The sequence below is a fragment of the Thermoflavimicrobium dichotomicum genome (assembly GCF_900114055.1).
Taxonomy (GTDB): Bacteria; Bacillota; Bacilli; order Thermoactinomycetales; family Thermoactinomycetaceae; genus Thermoflavimicrobium; species Thermoflavimicrobium dichotomicum.
In genome coordinates this window covers 111,140-128,343 of the sequence record NZ_FORR01000006.1, presented here as the reverse complement: position 1 = coordinate 128,343, position 17,204 = coordinate 111,140, and the positions used below count along the sequence as shown (strand labels likewise).

Genomic DNA, 17,204 nt, shown 5'->3' with positions numbered 1-17,204 from the left:
CTACTTCCTCCTTTTTTTGTTTTCGTAATACTCAGCAGTATAGGCCGTAACAAATAAGACGACCAAACTGCTTGCAATCAATATGACAGCCAGTTTTAGTCCTTCCGTTTGGAAAATTCCAATATAGCGCAATACACCAATGATGGAAGGAATGAACAAAAGTGTAATATGTTTAATATGCAACTGGGCAATCCTTTCGACCCATGTCACTCTGCAAATACCCAATAACAATGCAATAAACAGCAAAACCATCCCAACAACAGCCCCAGGTAAAGGAAGATGCAGCCATGTCACAATGAGGTTTCCAATAAGATAGATCACGAATATGGTAAAAAACTGAATAATGATCCGTATCATTTGAAAGCCATCTCCCACTTCTTTAGAACCAAGTATGACATATGGTTTATCTATTTTTCTACAAATGTGTTAGATTTTCTGACATAAAACTTTTATACATCTTGAAATCATGTTATATTATCTTACAAAAATGATATTAAGGAGTTTCTCTTATGATAAAGTAAAAGCGGGGTGAATGATTCATGTCCTATAAAGATCAAAAAGTCATTGGTATTGGAACAGTGAGTGAGCTAACAGGACTGTCGTTAAGGCAAATTCGATACTATGAGGAGAGAAAGTTGATTTTTCCGGCACGAACTGAAGGAGGAACGCGGAAGTATTCATTTTCAGACGTGGAAAAGTTAATAGACATCGCCAACAAAATGGAGGATGGCTTACAAACATCCGAAATTAAAAAGATAGAGAAAAGGATAAAAGACCGGAAAGTACGCGACCAAATGATCCGCGGGCAGTTGAATGCTGCATTTCGCATCAGAAAATAAGCTCCAAACCATTTCAGACTGTATACTATTTGAATAAATGGATAAGTTTATCATTCTGAAAATATGGATACGTTTCTCCCACGCTTTGGGATGTGTTCCTTCCTCCGTGACGACTTCTGTACCATCACAGTCACTCCGCAAGGAACACATCCCTCCGCTTTATAAAAAGGTGTTGCTCGGCAACATGAGGATCTGTCAAATAGCAAAGGTTGGAAGTTTTCATGTACCTTTCCTGAATCAAAAGCAAAGAATCTGCAATTTCCCTCTACTTTTTGTCAAACTTGTATGTATCTTTGCATTAAATTAGGATAAAATGATGAGTATCCTACTTTGAGGAGTGAAAAAATGGAAGTTACGATGAAGATGGATGAAGTTCTTGCAAAAATTGCACAGTTACAAAAAAACGGTGAATCATTGAGCAAGAAAAAAATAAAGCAGGCCTATCCTGAGCTTCTGCAAAACGCTTTGTACTATTTTCCTAGTTGGGAACATGCAATTCAACAAGTGAAATAGAGCTATTTTTATATAATATAGCCCTAGTCTGATATTTGATCAGACTAGGGCTGTCCATTGCTTTGTTGCGAATTAAAAATAGAAAGTAAAGGAAAGGGGTACCAATCTCTTGGCACAATTTACTGAACTCGGACTCAGTTCAGCGTTATTGGAGTCCATTCGCGATATGGGATTTGAAGAAGCAACCCCCATTCAAGCCCAAACCATTCCCATTGCTTTAGAAGGTCGCGACTTACTGGGACAGGCACAAACCGGTACAGGCAAAACAGCTGCTTTCGGCATTCCTTTGATTGAAAAGTTATCATTGGACAACGACCACATTCAAGGAATTGTGATCACTCCGACACGTGAACTAGCAATTCAGGTAGCCGAGGAACTTAATCGGATGGGCCAGTACAAAAAAATTTGGGCTTTACCGATTTACGGCGGACAAGATATCCAGCGGCAAATCCGTTCCCTTAAAAAAAGACCTCAAATCATTGTCGGGACACCTGGTCGTTTGAAAGACCATATCCAACGCCGTACCATTCGGCTCCATACGATTAACCAGGTCGTGCTCGATGAAGCAGATGAAATGTTGCAAATGGGCTTTATAGAAGATATTGAAGAGATTTTATCTGAAATTCCAGCACAGCGGCAAACACTTCTCTTTTCTGCCACCATGCCCAAAGATATCCAAGCCCTTGCCAATAAATTTATGGTTAATCCAATGGTCGTAAAAATCAAGTCAAAAGAAGCAACGATGCCCAATATCGAGCAACATTACATTGAAATGACCCCTGCACAAAAATTCGATATCCTGTGCAATCTTTTAGATATCCAGTCACCGGAACTCGCGATCGTGTTTGGCCGTACCAGAAAGCGAGTGGATGAAATTACAGAAGGATTGAATAAACGTGGATACTCTGCAGAAGGCATCCATGGGGACATGTCCCAAGCTCGTCGAGATACGGTTATTCACCGATTCCGAGAAGGAACCATTGATATTATGGTCGCAACTGATGTGGCCGCACGCGGCTTGGATATTTCCGGTGTCACTCACGTCTATAATTTTGACATTCCACAAGATCCAGACAGCTACGTCCATCGAATCGGACGAACCGGCCGAGCAGGCAGAGCCGGAATCGCAACCACTTTTGTTGCTTTTGGGGAAATCGAACATCTACGTAATATCGAGAGAGCAACCAAAAAGAAAATGATACACCAACCCGTTCCGACCCTGAGTGAAGTCATTACCGGACAACAACGGTTTGCGATCGAAAAGTTGCTGGAAGCTGTTGAAGAGAACGATTTCCATGTTTACGTCGAATTGGCTGAAGAGCTGCTGGAGCATACCGACTCCGTTCGCCTGTTATCTGCTGCATTAAAACTATTGACCAAAGAACCAAACAAGACACCCATCCAACTCAGCGAAGATCCACCGCTTGCTGGCAGTTGGAAAGGAAACAGAAAAACAAGGAAAGTCAAAGGAAAAAGCATGACTGCCAAGCAATTCCAAGGCAAAAAGAGAAGGCAAGGCAAAAAGAAAAGGAAAGTAAAAATATAGAGTTTCATCCTTTCGCTTATCATCTCTAGTCTGATTCTTTTCCTAAAAAAAGACATAGCCCGTCATTTCTAACGAGTTATGTCTTTTTGCATTTACACCGATCCCATATTATCCAAATCCCGTTCGTATTCCAACTCATCTTCATTCGCCCTACCCTTCTTTCATTTTTGAAACCAATTTTGGTCATCCTAATTAGGATTTATGATATCAGTTCATTCTTCTTTACTCTTCTTCCAAACGAAATTTGTTCTTGAGATCGCTACGTTTTTTGAGTAAAAAACCGCTCGAATTTAGGAATAAAAAATTGAATAAAGGGACCACACAAAAAGGTATAGATGATGGTTCCAAAGCCGATTGGACCATGTAAAAGAAAGGCTAACATCAGTGCGCCCATATCTGTTAACGTTTTGGACCACATCAGGCTTAAACGAAATCGATGAGAAAGAGCATACATCAATTGATCTGCAGGCGTGATGGCAAACTTCCCCTGGACATAAAGCGACATCCCTATAGATGTCAAAAGCAGCCCCGCCCAAAATGTAAGAACTTGCATTTCTGCTTGATCTGGTTCAAAATCAAGGAGATAAAGACAGCAATCCATACAGAGCCCCATTATAAAAATGGTGATGAGTGAAATGAAATTGGGTTTACTTTTTATCAAATATGAATTGAAAAAAACCAGGAGAATGCCAACAACAAAAAGCCATGATCCCACAGTTAAACCTGAGTGATTTGAAATTCCTACATAAAATCCATCCCATGGACCCGTGCCAAAATCAGAGCGAATGATCAACGAAAGACCTACAGATTGTATAATCAACCCCACTATATATGCAAATACTCTCGCATAAGTTTTGTTCATGTTGACCAGCCTCATAAGGAAAAGTGATTTGATTAAAACATATGTATCGATTCTGACAAATAGAAACCGAAAAAACAAAAAGCAGGCTCTTTCACTCAAAGAAAGCCTGCTCCAGATATATTTTCCCAGGACAAAAATGACTTATTCATATATACTCGTCCGGTATGTCTTCTTGAGTACCTTGCTACCGATCGTCCAGATCCCAGACTGGAACAATCTTGATATCGTCTGGGTTTGCTTCGGAGTGTACCCTTGCTTTCTCAGCACTTTCGTCAATCATTTCAATCCAGACGGGAACGCCTCGATATCTAACTTCAACTTTTTCTGGTGATTTCAAAATCTCTTTTGCCCGTTGCATATCCATTCATCATCCCCCCTTTTGCATCATTTACCCTTAGATTGTGTCAAGAAAGAGGAGTTATTCCATGAATGAATGTCTATGCCCATTTGAATTGCAAAGTATATATAAAGTTTATTAGAATAAAAAATATTACATAGAAAAGTAGAAAAATGCAGCTTGTTGACAAAGTATCCGTTATATGCCGGTTTTCCTTTTCCGTTTCACTCCCGTTGCTTAAATACGAGCAAGAAGTCGTTCAACTGGAAAAGGAAAACCGGGTTTGTCAACATCCTCGTAGAAAAATGTATGGGATGTGATCTTCCAATGATAAACCACATTTTCCCTTTCATTTCTATTTATTTTAAATTTTTATGACATTAACATCTAACCTATATGCTTCAATCTATATTTCCTGTATGATAGCTATATAATGAACTTAATGTTTATGTGAATCATTTCACAATATTTTCTTGGAAAACAGAACAAAACAAAAGAAGACCACTTCCCGGCAAGGAAGCGGTCTTTCATGGATTTTACATAAACTCGGCTGCGAGTTTATCAAACTGGTCTTTGGAGATTTTGATATCCTGTTTCGCCAGAGGTTCTTCTTTGAATCCTTTGATCAAATCTTCATATGGTTTCCGATCTTTATTTTGATAGATAATACCTGTAACAAGTCCATTGTGATCCATAAGTGTTTGCATAGCCATGTTACGATCGGATGGGTCATAGCCTTCAATCTCGGACAAGCTGACCAGGTTTTCTTTGAACCAGTCATAGGTGTTCACTTTGTTGTAGGTGACACATGGGCTAAATACGTTAATCAAAGAGAAACCTTTGTGTTTGATTCCTTCTTCAATAACTTGAGTAAGTTGTTTTAAGTCACTGGATACCGATTGAGCCACAAATCCAGCACCAACAGTCAGAGCCATTTCCATTGGGGAAATTGCTGCCTCAATGGATCCAGCTGGTGTACTTTTGGTTTTGAAGCCCATGGCACTCCGTGGTGAGGTTTGTCCTTTCGTCAGACCATATACTTGGTTATCCATGACGATATAGGTGATGTCTACATTCCGACGGATCGCATGAACCGTATGTCCCATACCGATCGCAAATCCGTCTCCGTCTCCACCAGCCGCTACTACCGTTAAATCACGATTTGCCAATTTCAAACCCTGGGCAATAGGAAGAGCGCGTCCGTGAACTCCGTGAAAGCCGTATGCATTAACATAACCAGAAATCCGACCAGAGCAACCAATCCCTGATACGATGGCTACATCTTCTGGTTCCAATCCAAGGTTGGCAAAAGCACGCTGCATGGCGGCCAGCACAGAGAAATCACCACAACCTGGACACCAGTTGGGTTTTACTTTGTTGCGAAAATCTTTAAATGTGGCCATGTACCAACAGCTCCTTACATTGATTGTAAATTTCGGATGGCAAGAATGGGTTTCCGTCGTATTTTCCGAAGTGTACCAGTTTGTCAGCCATTCCGACATTCATTTTGATCAGGGATGTCAATTGCCCTGTCGCATTGTTTTCAACTACCAGTACTTTTTTCGCTTTTTTCATCTGTTCTGCCACGATCTCCGTTGGGAATGGCAAGATTTGACGAATATGCGCATGATTTACTTTCAAACCTTCTGCTTCAAGACGTTCCATTGCTTCTGCAATGGTTCCACGAGTCGAGCAGAAACCAATGATCAGCAAGTCTGCTTCTTCATGTTTTGCGTCCAAATGAACAGGATTTGGGAAATTGATTCCATTTTTCAACTTGGACAAACGTTTGTCCATCATTTTTTTCCGGTTAATTGGACTTTCAGATGGACGACCTGTTTGATCGTGCTCTACCCCGGTCACATGGTGTAAACCGTATTTCGTACCTGGCAGCACCCGGCGAGAAATACCATCTTCGGTAAACTCATAACGTGGGAACAGCTCTGAATTTGCCAACTCTGGCAATTCTTCATCAAGTGGTACCAGTTTGCCGCGTCTGATCTGAATCCGATCATAGTCGAGCGGTTCCACGGTTTGTTTACCCAGTGATAGAGCCAGGTCAGACAGAATGATGACTGGGCATTGGTATTCTTCAGCCAGGTTGAAAGCTTCAATGGTATCATAGAAGCACTCTTCTGCTGTACTTGGTGCAATCACGATTTTCGGAATTTCTCCGTGTGTGCTATATAGCATGGCGAGTACGTCACTTTGCTCTTGCTTGGTTGGAAGACCGGTACTTGGACCTCCACGTTGGGTATTGACAATAACTGCAGGCGTTTCTGTCATACCTGCAAGTCCGATCGCTTCTGTCATCAAGGAAAGACCAGGACCAGCAGATGCTGTTAATGCACGAACGCCACCATAGTTTGCACCGATTACCATGGTAATCGCGGCAATTTCGTCCTCTGTTTGAACAACCGTACCACCAAACTCTGGTAAACGTTTGATCAGCCATTCCATAATCTCAGAAGAAGGCGTAATTGGATAAGCAGCCATTAAACGGGCTCCTGCTGCCAAAGCACCAAAAGCAATTGCATCGTTTCCAATCATATATAAACGCTGTTTACCATCGGATGGCTCCAGCTTAAAGTCTGGGAGAGTTGCCATTTCCGTTTGCACAAATGCTGCACCACGAGCAATTGCGTCCATATTTTTGTCTACGACTTTTTGTCCTTTACGAGCAAAGCGCTCTTCAATCACTTCCTTAAATGCCTCGACTGGAATGCCCAATAAAGCAATGGAAGCACCGACCGCTACCATATTTTTCATTTGAGCCATGCCAACTTCTTCAGCAATTTTAGTAAAAGGAACAGCGATGAGTCGAGCAGAAATCCCTTCTGGAATAGTTGGATTGAATTTGGCATCAGCTAAAATAATTCCATCTTTTACTAATTCATGTGCGTTTAGATCAATGGTTTCTTGGTCAAACGCAACAAGAATATCTAGTTCGTCGGAAATCGAGCGGACTGGTTTGGTACTGATCCGAATTTTTGTATTGGAGTGACCGCCTTTAATACGAGAAGAAAAATGACGATAACCGTATAAATAATACCCTTTGCGGTTCAGCGCTGTGGAAAGAATTTCACCAGCACTATCAATCCCTTCCCCTTGCTGTCCGCCCACTTTCCACGAAAGCTGCTTTTTCATGAACTCATCTCCTTTAACTCACAAACACCATACTAAAAAAAAATGAAAACGATTTATTATCGGCTCTTCACAAACCCAATCACTCAAGATTGTGCCGAGTCGATAACTTCATCACCTACTAATTCTAGTCCTCTAATGTATAAAAAGCAACCTTAAATCCTCTTTTATCCTTTCATTTTCTTCTTTTTTTTATCAATAACATAATTTGATCCAACTAAACAGCTTTTTTCTTGCGTTTTTATCTGTTTTTTGCAGGTAAATGTTTCTTATAAAAAGAATACCCATTTTCCCATGTCCATTTTTGGATCAAATGCTCGGGATAATATCTTGATAAAGCTTCAACCAAATAACCCACCTGTCCTGCATGCTCCAGGTTCGGGATCTTGTGATCGATTCCGTCAAAATCAGAGCCAAAGCAGATGATATCTTCTCCACCCAGACTGCAAATATGCTCAATGTGCTTCAAAATATGATCAATTCTAGCTTCATTTTCCATTTCATGCACAAAAGAAGGTACAAAAGTAATCCCCATTAATCCTTTTTTGGCAATGAGTGCAAGGATTTGGTTATCACTAAGGTTTCGTTCATGTGAACAAATCGCCTGACAGTTCGAATGGGAAGCGATGGTCGGAAGATCATAATGTTCAATGACATCCCAAAAGCCACGAACAGATAAGTGTGAAACATCAAGAACCATACCCAATCGTTTCATCTCTTGCACAAATTGATGCCCGAATTCTGTCAGACCTCCACCCCGTTTTTCCCCAATGCCATCTGCCACTTCATTCGCATAATTCCATGTCAGGCCTACTTGGCGTACACCCAAATGATAAAACAAACGCAAATAAGCCAATTCCCCCTGCAAGGCATCCGCTCCTTCCAAAGACAGCAAAGCCAGACGAGGCTGAGGAGATTCAGGAAGCAAATCTTCTTGATCCGTCACTAATTTGATCCTTTTCCCTTCATCGAGAACTTGCTCATAAAAATAGTCGATTTGCTTTAAGGCTGCATCCAACTTTTGCAATTTGGGCACATGATCCGGAACAAAGATGGCAAAAGTCTGAAAATAAACTCGCCCCTGCCTTAAACGATCGTATGTAACATCTAAAGAAGGATTCTCCTCCTCATAGAAAATATATTTTTCTGAATTCATCCACATTTTCCAGAGAACGTCACAATGTCCATCAAAAAATAGCATAAAAAGTCTCCTCTCACATTTTTTAAATTCTGGTGCATTTGAAAAGGGGGCTCCTTTTCAGTTTATGAACTTTGCCCACTTGATGAAACAGGGGCAAGACAGAAAAGGAACCCCTCGTTTCAATAAAACCAAGACCCGCTTTTCAAAAGAAAACCTGTTTATTTTTGCAAATAAACAGGTTTTACTTAAGATATATTTTATTCAATTAATGGCGAGGTTCAACAATTAACTTAATCGCTGTACGCTCTTCACCATCGATGACGATGTCCGTAAAAGCTGGTATGCAAATTAAATCGATACCGCTTGGCGCGACAAATCCTCGTGCAATTGCAACCGCTTTAACAGCTTGATTTAATGCTCCTGCACCAATGGCTTGCATTTCTGCCTGACCCCGTTCACGCAAGACTCCGGCTAATGCACCTGCGACAGAATTCGGATTAGATTTTGCTGAAACTTTTAATACTTCCATTTAGGTACCTCCTTGATAGTCTTCGATGGTTTGGATTCGATGGTTTGGAGTGAGTCCACTATTATATCTATTCGACTAACTCTTAAAAATTCCTGCTTCTTTTTGTAGACAGGAATGAAAAATCTGAAATAATTTTATGTAAAATCAGCTAATTAACGGAAAATCCTCATCAATACGAATGCGTTTCAGTTTTTTCGCCCTTTTTGTATGTGGATCAAATTCAATCAACACTGCATTTAACTGACTTCTTCCTTTAGCCACTTCAAAACGTACTGGCAATTGTGTCAGAAAACGGCGAATCACTGCTTCTTTATCCATTCCCAGAATTCCATCATAAGGACCGACCATACCCACATCTGTCAAATACCCCGTTCCTTTGGGCAAGATCCGTTCATCTGCTGTTTGTACATGGGTATGGGTACCGATGACTGCAGATACTCTGCCGTCTACATACCAAGCGAATGACTGTTTTTCGGAGGTTGTTTCAGCATGGAAATCAATGAGGATATAGTGACTGGGTGGAGTTTGCTCCAAAATTGCATCAATCGTGCGGAAAGGACAATCGAGCGGTTGTAAAAAAGTACGTCCCATCAAGCTTACAATTGTACATTTCCCCTTGGAAGTAGGGATCGTAATAAAACCACGACCAGGTGTTCCGGGAGGAAAATTGGCAGGACGAATCATGTGTTCTTCCCACTCAACAAAGTCGAAAATTTCAGGTTGAGCCCATGCATGGTTTCCCAAGGTAATACAGTCTACCCCTGCCGCAATCAGCTCACGGGTAATAGCACGTGTAATTCCTCGTCCACTCATGGCTGCATTTTCTCCATTGACAACGATCAAATCAGGCGAAAACATTTTTTTAAGTTCTGGCAAGTAGCTTAGCAAAGTTTGACGCCCGAGATCTCCTACAACATCTCCAAACATTAATACCTTCATAATAGATAATATCCTCCAACCTACTTTAAAAAAATAAAGCGGCCGGAGCCACTTTATTTTGCATATTCCACCGATCGTGTCTCCCTGATCACGGTAACTTTGATATGACCAGGATAATCGAGTTGATTCTCGATCTGTTTCGTAATTTCTCTGGCTAAACGACTTGCTTCCGCATCGTCCACTTCATCCGGCTTCACAATAATGCGACACTCACGACCTGCTTGGATCGCATAGGATTTCTCTACTCCATCAAACGACTCGCAAATCTCTTCCAGCTTTTCAAGCCGTTTGATATAAGCTTCCAGTGTCTCACGCCGTGCTCCCGGACGAGCGGCAGACAAAGCATCCGCTGCACGAACGAGAACCGCAATCACACTGGTTGGTTCTACATCGCCATGATGAGATGCGATACTATTGATGACGACTGGATGCTCTTTATATTTTTTCGCCAATTCGACACCAATATCGACATGTGATCCTTCAATTTCGTGATCAATCGCCTTACCGATATCATGCAGTAGTCCGGCTCTTTTGGCCAGATGGATATCTTCACCCAACTCAGCCGCCAACAGACCACTTAAATGCGCTACTTCCATGGAATGCTTCAGGACGTTTTGACCATAGCTCGTACGGAACTTCAAACGACCGATAATCTTGATAAGATCAGGATGAAGACCATGAACTCCCGTCTCAAATGTCGCCTGCTCTCCATATTCCCGGATACGCTCGTCCACATCCCGGCGCGCCCGTTCAACCATTTCCTCAATACGAGCGGGATGAATCCGACCATCAGCAACCAGTTTCTCCAGTGCAACACGAGCAACTTCGCGTCGGATCGGATCAAATCCGGATAGTATAACCGCTTCAGGAGTATCATCGATAATGAGATCGATTCCGGTCAAAGTCTCCAACGTACGGATATTTCTGCCCTCGCGTCCAATGATGCGTCCTTTCATCTCGTCATTTGGCAAGGTCACCACTGAAACCGTTGTTTCTGCTACATGATCTGCCGCACATCGCTGGATCGCTAACGACAGGATATTCCGCGCCCGTTTTTCTCCTTCTTCAATCGCTTGCTGTTCCATCTCTTTAATGATTTGAGCTGTCTCATGTTTCATTTCATCTTCGACTTTTTTCAGGATTATTTGCTTCGCTTCTTCGGTTGTTAATCCCGAAATTCGTTCAATTTCTTTTAACTGTTCCTGATATAGCTGTTCAACTTCCTGTTCGCGCTTTTCAATTTGCCGTTCTTTTTGATTCAATTCTTCACTGCGCTGTTCCAAAACCTGCTGTTTTTGCTCCAGTGTTTCTTCTTTTTGACTCAGACGCCGTTCAATCCGCCCCAATTCATTTCGCTGGTCGCGGATCTCTTTTTCAACTTCACTGCGAAGACGATGAATTTCATCGCGTGCTTCAAAGATCTTCTCTTTCTTTAATGTCTCTGCATCTTTCGCTGCTTTTTCCAAAATGGCTGAAGCTTCCCGTTCAGCACTCCCGATCTTCGCTTCAGCTGTTACTTTACGCATCCAGTAGCCAGCAACCCCTGCTACCGGAACCAGTAACAGCAAAATAAAATGTAAGGCATTAAATGTCATCTATCCCCTCCTCACCTCCTCTATTTTTGTTTAAAAAACAAGACCGATCACTTCGGTCTTTCGCGCTCGTTCACATGCTGTTTGCTATACCAGGTAAGGCTGGACTTCCAGCAACATCTTTTCTTCACTCATCATCCATTGGCTCATTATGGAACTTGAGGTATCTTTTTTCCTTGAAAAACAAAGATACATATCAATTTTATTATTTAATTTTACCTATTGTCAAGGCGAGGGCCACGAACAATCTCTGATTTCCCACCGGTCAAACGTACAAAAAACGCCTGATCCGCCGACTCCGTCAAATGCGTATTATGAGTCACCATGATCACCTGACGATCAAATGTTTCACAAATCGACTTTAGAAATTCAATCATTGGAACAACAAAGTCTTCACTCACATGCTTCCCAGGTTCATCCAATATAACCGGTCCTTTTAAACGCGGGCGAATCGTTTCCAATAAAGCAAGTCTGAGAGCCAGGGAAATAATATCGACAACGCCTCCACCACGCGAATCCTGCGGTCTGTTGCGAATGATTTTCCCATCCCATTCTGTCACCACATAAAACTCTGCCGTTGGACTTCCGCCATGATCAGCCAACTCAATCTCAAAGCGAAACATGGGGCCAAAAATATACTGCAGGGCCTTGGTTACAAGCGTTTCCAATTGCATTTTTGCCTGTTCCCGGGCATGATCAGAGGACTTTTGCAATAAAATCTGCACTTTTTCCAGCAGTTCCCGCTCTTGATTCAGTTGATGCCACTTTTCTTCAATTTCTCTTTTTTGCTGTAAAATGCGGTCCCGAATTCCTTTTCTCCTCGCCAGTTCATTTTGCGCTACCTGTAACTCTTTTTCCAACTCTTCCAAAGCAGCGATCGATTCCATCTATCGTCTCAGCTCCTCTGGAAGCAGTGCATATACCTGAGCGATATCTTCATCAATTTCACGCTCGAGTCTCTTGATCTCTTCCTGCAATTGATCAGGTTTGACTCCCAATTCATCAAGCTCTTGCAAAATTTTTTGTTCTTCTCTTTCCAGGGTTTCGAGTCGTAACTCTGCTTTGTACCGCAAATCTTTTGCCTTCTCCAGCCTTGCTTTGATATCCTTGATTTTTTCTTCTAAAGTTGACATACAAAACACTCCCTATACCAAATACTCTTCTAATAAATGCTCCAACAGTTTCGATGAATTGACCTGCGTTCCACAAGTCGGACAAGTTCCTTGCTCTTTGAGTAATGCTACATACTCATTGGTTAACTGTTCAATTTCTTTTTTTCGATTCAGGTAATACTCTTCGCCAATCCTGATTCTCTCTTTCGTTTTCAACCATTCATCATACAACTTTGCCAACTGCTGCAATCGGGAAAGTTTGACATCGATTTCAGTCACTTGTTCGCTTAAATGCGGGATCTCTCGCGTACTATTCATGACTGTATCCACTTTTTGCCTGATTTGCCCAAACTTTTGCCATTGTTCCTGTTTTTCAATAAGGGCACGCAAACGATCCGCTTTACGAACCAATTCCAATACCAGCTGTTGAATAACTGGAACATGCTGACAATCATCCAGCTGTTTCTTTACCTGGTTCAAGGATCGTTGCACCTGTTCCCACTTCTTCTTACTCTCCACTAGCCGAGACAGCTTCTCTTTTTTCAGTTGAAGAGCCCCAAAACTGGTTTCGGCCAAAGGCAATTGTTTCGTTTGCTCCATATGGACCTGGCAGTTTTTTATTTCGAGCTGGTTATCAGACCATCTTCTGTACAATTGGTTGAGCTGATTCCTCTGCAATGCCTTCCATTCTATCTCCAAATATTTTTGTTCAATCTTTGTTACACTCTCCAATCTCTTGACGATCTGATGCTGGCTTTCTTTTTCTTCCTGAATCTGCTGATAGGATTTCAGTAACTGACGAAGTCGAGAAAGCCGGGCTTGTTTCCGTTTGGCTTCTTGATACAATGTTTGTGCTTCTGTCAAAGATTCTTCCAACTGCGGCAGATTTTCGTAAGGGGTAAGTTCTTGTTCAAGCTGTGCTACCTGCTCCTCCAATTGTTTCATCTGCCTGCTGAGATGCTTTCGGTCTTGAGCCGTTCCCTTCAAAGCCCGATCAATGATTTGTGCTCCACTAATACTTCCAATAATTTTTGCTTTTGCAATATTGGATTCCGATAATAAAAACGGTCCATCCAACTGGCTTCCAAAATGAACAATCATTTCCCATTTTTGATCCAATTTCAACGGCTTCATTTGATGCGCATCAAGTACTTCCTGTGGAACGGAGTTTCCAAATCCTTCAAAGACCTGCTCTTTTCCTTCTGGATTGACGAGAATATAGCGATTCACCGAATTGCTGCGCACACGAACAATCTGGGTTCCGTCTGCCAGCGTTAATGTCACCTGGCAACGATCCGCACCAGTCCGTTTAAAATCAAATCCTCTTGGAATATTGAACAATACCCAGCGCAATGCACGCAAAATGGCACTTTTTCCACTATCAGAGGGACCGACAAACACATTTAAACCCGGTACAAAGTCGATTTCTGTCCGGACATGTGACTGAAAATTTTCTATCACGAGTTTTTTGAATCCCTTCACAAGTCAGCCTCTCCTTCATCCTGCTCTGCGATCGAGATCCGTCTCATCGCCTCAAATTTTACCTCCTCAGCAACTCCTTCCAACAGGGCAATGGTATCAATGATTTCTCTGACATCCATCGCTTTAAACTCATTGGCCGCTTCTACTTCCTGGACAAAAGCAGCCAATTTCTGCTGTCGATCATTCGCCTGTTCAATATAGGAACGATCAATAACCGTTTCCCCTTTAGCGGCACAGCTTAATGGGATCAGACGAATTTGAATCCCGTCTGTTAAATCAATGAGAGCAACCTGCGGCATTCGCTGAATTTCCAGATGGGAACTATTGATACGTGCCAATGCTCCCGGATTTACGATATATTTTCCTTTTCTCTCCTGAATGGGAAATCCGGCATGATAATGACCTGTCAGCAAAATATCCACTTGGTTTTCCTGCTCAAACAAATGCTGAACAAGGGTATGCGCAACATGATCCGGAAACGGACGATCCACTAACATCCCGTGTACCATGTGAATACAGTACGTGGCTCCGATTTGGTTCTTTACACAATAATCCAGTGCACAATCCCGCTTGTCCAAATCATAATGAAAAGATTGTCCAGTCAGCTGGACAAGTACACCATCTTTTTCTAAAGTAATCATTTCCCCATTACGGATCAATCGAATCGTACCAAATGCATCTAATAACCCTAACATGGTTCGATCGATGGTTTCCGGGTTATGTCCATAAATATCATGATTACCTGCAATTGCATAAATGGGCACAGAAAAATCACGAAATTGCTGTACAAATCCCCGTACTACTGCGGGGGAAAGATTGGGGCGATCAAAGACATCGCCCCCATGCAGGATCGCATCTACCTGCTCCCGATCCGCTATTTCCTTCACTTCTGCCAACTTTTGACGCATCGTTTCGGGAAAGTCATCGATGCGACTACGTGGTGAAGTTCCACGAATATGTGTATCGGTTATATACAATAAACGCATCTACGAATCGATCTCCTCTCCCTGATGCTTTGATCGAAGTTCGCGCAATACCTCATAAACAACATCCATCGAAAAACCACGGTACAACAAAAATTGCCCCAATTTACGCTCGATTTTCGGCCAAGATTCGTGTTGAATACGAAGATAGCGCCGCTCGGCCACTTCCATGGCCAGCTGGCGCTCTTCGCTCTGATCCACCTTCGACATGGCTTCATCGATCCACTTTGAAGCAATTCCCTTTTGTTTTAATTCTTTCTTTACGCGCAAAGCTCCATATCCTTTACGATTTCGCCGTTCATCCACCCATGCTCGTGCATACTGTTGATCATCCAGATAGCCCAGCCGCATCATTTCGTCGATCACTTTCTCTATATATCCCTCATGAAACTCTTTTCTCATCAGATATTGTCGCAACTCCTGGGTGGTACGTGGCTTATGGCTTAAGTATCGCAAAGCAGACAGCCGAACCTGATTATATTCTTCTGCTTCAAGCAATTCTTTGATCTGAGCGCCATCTACCTGCATTCCTTTATATAAACCATGTTTGACCAAAACATCTTCATGGATGGAAAAAAGGGGCTGATCATTGATATAAATCTGATAACGCCTGGATAAGACAGATTTCTTTTCGATCTTGGTAATAACTCCAGCTTCCATGATCCGTCACCATTATTCGACTCCCAGAACTGGCGACGACTCTACATCCGTCTTCTTGCCTTTCTTTTCTTTCTTTCCTTCTTTCACTTCAGGTGCAGATTCTGCCTGGACCAGTGGCAAGTTATAATGTTCACGGATTTTGTTTTCGATTTTTATGCAGATCTCCGGATGATCCTTGAGAAACTGTTTCGCATTTTCACGTCCCTGACCCAAACGTTCTCCTTCAAAAGAGTACCAAGCTCCACTTTTATTGACAATATCCAATTCAGAGGCAATATCTAGCACACTGGCCTCCCTGGAAATGCCTTCGCCGTACATAATATCTACATCCGCTGACTTAAATGGAGGAGCCACCTTGTTTTTCACCACTTTGATTTTGGTGCGGTTACCCACCAAATCATTTCCTTGCTTGATTTGCTCAGCCCGGCGTACTTCCAGGCGAACACTGGAATAGAATTTGAGCGCTCTTCCACCTGGGGTTGTCTCCGGGTTTCCAAACATAACCCCCACTTTTTCACGGATTTGGTTGATAAAAATGGCAATGGTTTTGGATTTGTTAATCGCCCCTGACAACTTGCGAAGCGCTTGTGACATCAAGCGTGCCTGCAAACCAACATGGGAGTCTCCCATTTCCCCCTCGATTTCCGCCTTTGGAACAAGTGCCGCAACCGAGTCGATGACAATGATATCCACCGCTCCACTCCGTACCAATGCCTCTGCGATCTCAAGCGCCTGCTCACCGGTATCTGGCTGGCTTAATAACAGCTCTGATGTATCTACACCCAATTGATGGGCATAAACAGGGTCCAAAGCATGTTCCGCATCGATAAAAGCAGCCTGTCCCCCCAATCTTTGTACTTCAGCAATCGCATGTAATGCAACGGTCGTTTTACCTGAAGACTCTGGACCGTAAATTTCGATAATCCGTCCCCGGGGATATCCGCCTACCCCCAAAGCAATATCTAATGCCAGCGCTCCGCTGGACACTGTTTCTACCTGTGTAGAAGCAGCCTCACCCAGTTTCATGATGGAGCCCTTGCCAAACTGTTTCTCGATTTGTCTCAGTGCCATTTCCAAAGCCTGACGGCGATCAGACATGTATGTCACTCTCCTCTTCCCAACAAAAAATGATAAACAACTATGAACATCATACCTTGTTTTTCATCAGATGCCAAGAGGTTTTACGAACATTCATTCGTTATATTTTGGAATAATATAAGGAAAATTTTCTCATTTCCCTGAAAAAAACCTCATTTCCATCCTCGCATACTTGACTGGTTCTAGACAATCCTATTTTTTAAATGAACAAAAATCGTTCATCAGGAAAAGGAAAACCGGATTCCTATTTTTTGGCTATCGTACAAAGAAAAGGGATGGATCTGAAAAGAAAGATATTTACATACTCATTCACTTCCAATAGGAAAAGCAATATTTGTCGCAGCATGGAAATGGTGTAGAATATCTAAAAAAACCTGTTACTTTGTTAATTCTCCTGATTATTAGGGTAGATTTATCATAGGATGAA

Annotated in this window: 18 protein-coding genes; 3 read left to right on the top strand and 15 right to left on the bottom strand. The window is 42.2% G+C overall.

The features are described from left to right. A complete protein-coding gene (locus BMZ78_RS08330) occupies positions 1 to 357 on the bottom strand; it encodes a CidA/LrgA family protein (protein WP_093229495.1) in 357 nt (118 codons plus the stop codon). A gap of 182 nt (positions 358 to 539) precedes the next feature. On the opposite strand from BMZ78_RS08330, the gene BMZ78_RS08325 reads away from it, so the two are divergent. The 3 genes from BMZ78_RS08325 (at position 540) to cshA (ending at position 2,898) form a co-directional block, all read left to right on the top strand. Further along, positions 540 to 839, top strand: coding sequence for a MerR family transcriptional regulator (locus BMZ78_RS08325; protein WP_093229494.1), 300 nt, complete (start codon positions 540 to 542; stop codon positions 837 to 839). A gap of 345 nt (positions 840 to 1,184) precedes the next feature. Beyond that, entirely contained in the window at positions 1,185 to 1,352 is a 168-nt protein-coding gene (locus tag BMZ78_RS18755; RefSeq protein ID WP_175482366.1) for a hypothetical protein, read from the top strand. Between the two features lie 109 nt (positions 1,353 to 1,461). After that, entirely contained in the window at positions 1,462 to 2,898 is a 1,437-nt protein-coding gene (gene cshA, locus BMZ78_RS08320; RefSeq protein ID WP_093229492.1) for a degradosome RNA helicase CshA, read from the top strand. A 259-nt stretch (positions 2,899 to 3,157) separates the two neighbouring features. Here the strand turns inward: cshA and BMZ78_RS08315 are convergent, their stop codons facing one another. The 14 genes from BMZ78_RS08315 to recA form a co-directional block, all read right to left on the bottom strand. Then, positions 3,158 to 3,838: a YczE/YyaS/YitT family protein gene (locus BMZ78_RS08315; protein WP_281244551.1), complete on the bottom strand. Its 681-nt coding sequence runs from the start codon at positions 3,836 to 3,838 to the stop codon at positions 3,158 to 3,160. Positions 3,839 to 3,944: 106 nt separating this feature from the next. Next, complete coding sequence (locus BMZ78_RS08310; RefSeq protein ID WP_093229489.1) at positions 3,945 to 4,124, bottom strand: H-type small acid-soluble spore protein; 180 nt, start codon at positions 4,122 to 4,124, stop codon at positions 3,945 to 3,947. Positions 4,125 to 4,633: 509 nt separating this feature from the next. Then, the gene (locus BMZ78_RS08305; protein WP_093229488.1) at positions 4,634 to 5,500 is read right to left on the bottom strand and encodes a 2-oxoacid:ferredoxin oxidoreductase subunit beta; all 867 of its coding nucleotides are present in this window, start codon (positions 5,498 to 5,500) and stop codon (positions 4,634 to 4,636) included. Then, positions 5,487 to 7,244: a 2-oxoacid:acceptor oxidoreductase subunit alpha gene (locus BMZ78_RS08300; RefSeq protein ID WP_093229486.1), complete on the bottom strand. Its 1,758-nt coding sequence runs from the start codon at positions 7,242 to 7,244 to the stop codon at positions 5,487 to 5,489. The genes BMZ78_RS08305 and BMZ78_RS08300 overlap by 14 nt, the downstream gene beginning before the upstream one ends. A 238-nt stretch (positions 7,245 to 7,482) precedes the next feature. Further along, on the bottom strand, positions 7,483 to 8,442 hold the full coding sequence (locus tag BMZ78_RS08295) for a dipeptidase (RefSeq protein ID WP_093229484.1): 960 nt from the start codon (positions 8,440 to 8,442) through the stop codon (positions 7,483 to 7,485). A 205-nt stretch (positions 8,443 to 8,647) separates the two neighbouring features. After that, entirely contained in the window at positions 8,648 to 8,911 is a 264-nt protein-coding gene (locus tag BMZ78_RS08290; protein ID WP_093229483.1) for a stage V sporulation protein S, read from the bottom strand. 144 nt (positions 8,912 to 9,055) lie between these two features. After that, complete coding sequence (locus tag BMZ78_RS08285) at positions 9,056 to 9,850, bottom strand: TIGR00282 family metallophosphoesterase (protein WP_093229482.1); 795 nt, start codon at positions 9,848 to 9,850, stop codon at positions 9,056 to 9,058. Positions 9,851 to 9,903: 53 nt separating this feature from the next. Next, the gene (rny, locus tag BMZ78_RS08280) at positions 9,904 to 11,445 is read right to left on the bottom strand and encodes a ribonuclease Y (protein ID WP_093229480.1); all 1,542 of its coding nucleotides are present in this window, start codon (positions 11,443 to 11,445) and stop codon (positions 9,904 to 9,906) included. A 212-nt stretch (positions 11,446 to 11,657) separates the two neighbouring features. Beyond that, a complete protein-coding gene (locus BMZ78_RS08275) occupies positions 11,658 to 12,329 on the bottom strand; it encodes an ATPase (protein ID WP_093229478.1) in 672 nt (223 codons plus the stop codon). Continuing rightward, the gene (locus BMZ78_RS08270; protein ID WP_093229477.1) at positions 12,330 to 12,575 is read right to left on the bottom strand and encodes a hypothetical protein; all 246 of its coding nucleotides are present in this window, start codon (positions 12,573 to 12,575) and stop codon (positions 12,330 to 12,332) included. It lies immediately after the preceding gene. A gap of 12 nt (positions 12,576 to 12,587) precedes the next feature. Further along, positions 12,588 to 14,036 carry an AAA family ATPase gene (locus BMZ78_RS08265; protein WP_093229475.1) on the bottom strand — a complete coding sequence of 483 codons (1,449 nt, stop codon included), beginning with the start codon at positions 14,034 to 14,036 and terminating at the stop codon, positions 12,588 to 12,590. Further along, a complete protein-coding gene (locus BMZ78_RS08260; RefSeq protein WP_093229474.1) occupies positions 14,033 to 15,022 on the bottom strand; it encodes a metallophosphoesterase family protein in 990 nt (329 codons plus the stop codon). Before BMZ78_RS08260 ends, BMZ78_RS08265 begins: the two co-directional genes overlap by 4 nt. Then, positions 15,023 to 15,679 carry a regulatory protein RecX gene (locus BMZ78_RS08255; RefSeq protein WP_093229472.1) on the bottom strand — a complete coding sequence of 219 codons (657 nt, stop codon included), beginning with the start codon at positions 15,677 to 15,679 and terminating at the stop codon, positions 15,023 to 15,025. A 12-nt stretch (positions 15,680 to 15,691) separates the two neighbouring features. Further along, positions 15,692 to 16,777: a recombinase RecA gene (gene recA, locus BMZ78_RS08250; protein ID WP_093229471.1), complete on the bottom strand. Its 1,086-nt coding sequence runs from the start codon at positions 16,775 to 16,777 to the stop codon at positions 15,692 to 15,694. Positions 16,778 to 17,204 lie beyond the last annotated feature (427 nt).

Coding starts and splice junctions, on each gene's coding strand:
- BMZ78_RS08330 (WP_093229495.1), bottom strand. CDS start 357: ATGATACGGATCATTATTCAGTTTTTTACCATATTCGTGATCTATCTT.
- BMZ78_RS08325 (WP_093229494.1), top strand. CDS start 540: ATGTCCTATAAAGATCAAAAAGTCATTGGTATTGGAACAGTGAGTGAG.
- BMZ78_RS18755 (WP_175482366.1), top strand. CDS start 1,185: ATGGAAGTTACGATGAAGATGGATGAAGTTCTTGCAAAAATTGCACAG.
- BMZ78_RS08310 (WP_093229489.1), bottom strand. CDS start 4,124: ATGGATATGCAACGGGCAAAAGAGATTTTGAAATCACCAGAAAAAGTT.
- BMZ78_RS08305 (WP_093229488.1), bottom strand. CDS start 5,500: ATGGCCACATTTAAAGATTTTCGCAACAAAGTAAAACCCAACTGGTGT.
- BMZ78_RS08300 (WP_093229486.1), bottom strand. CDS start 7,244: ATGAAAAAGCAGCTTTCGTGGAAAGTGGGCGGACAGCAAGGGGAAGGG.
- BMZ78_RS08295 (WP_093229484.1), bottom strand. CDS start 8,442: ATGCTATTTTTTGATGGACATTGTGACGTTCTCTGGAAAATGTGGATG.
- BMZ78_RS08290 (WP_093229483.1), bottom strand. CDS start 8,911: ATGGAAGTATTAAAAGTTTCAGCAAAATCTAATCCGAATTCTGTCGCA.
- BMZ78_RS08285 (WP_093229482.1), bottom strand. CDS start 9,850: ATGAAGGTATTAATGTTTGGAGATGTTGTAGGAGATCTCGGGCGTCAA.
- rny (WP_093229480.1), bottom strand. CDS start 11,445: ATGACATTTAATGCCTTACATTTTATTTTGCTGTTACTGGTTCCGGTA.
- BMZ78_RS08275 (WP_093229478.1), bottom strand. CDS start 12,329: ATGGAATCGATCGCTGCTTTGGAAGAGTTGGAAAAAGAGTTACAGGTA.
- BMZ78_RS08270 (WP_093229477.1), bottom strand. CDS start 12,575: ATGTCAACTTTAGAAGAAAAAATCAAGGATATCAAAGCAAGGCTGGAG.
- BMZ78_RS08260 (WP_093229474.1), bottom strand. CDS start 15,022: ATGCGTTTATTGTATATAACCGATACACATATTCGTGGAACTTCACCA.
- BMZ78_RS08255 (WP_093229472.1), bottom strand. CDS start 15,679: ATGGAAGCTGGAGTTATTACCAAGATCGAAAAGAAATCTGTCTTATCC.
- recA (WP_093229471.1), bottom strand. CDS start 16,777: ATGTCTGATCGCCGTCAGGCTTTGGAAATGGCACTGAGACAAATCGAG.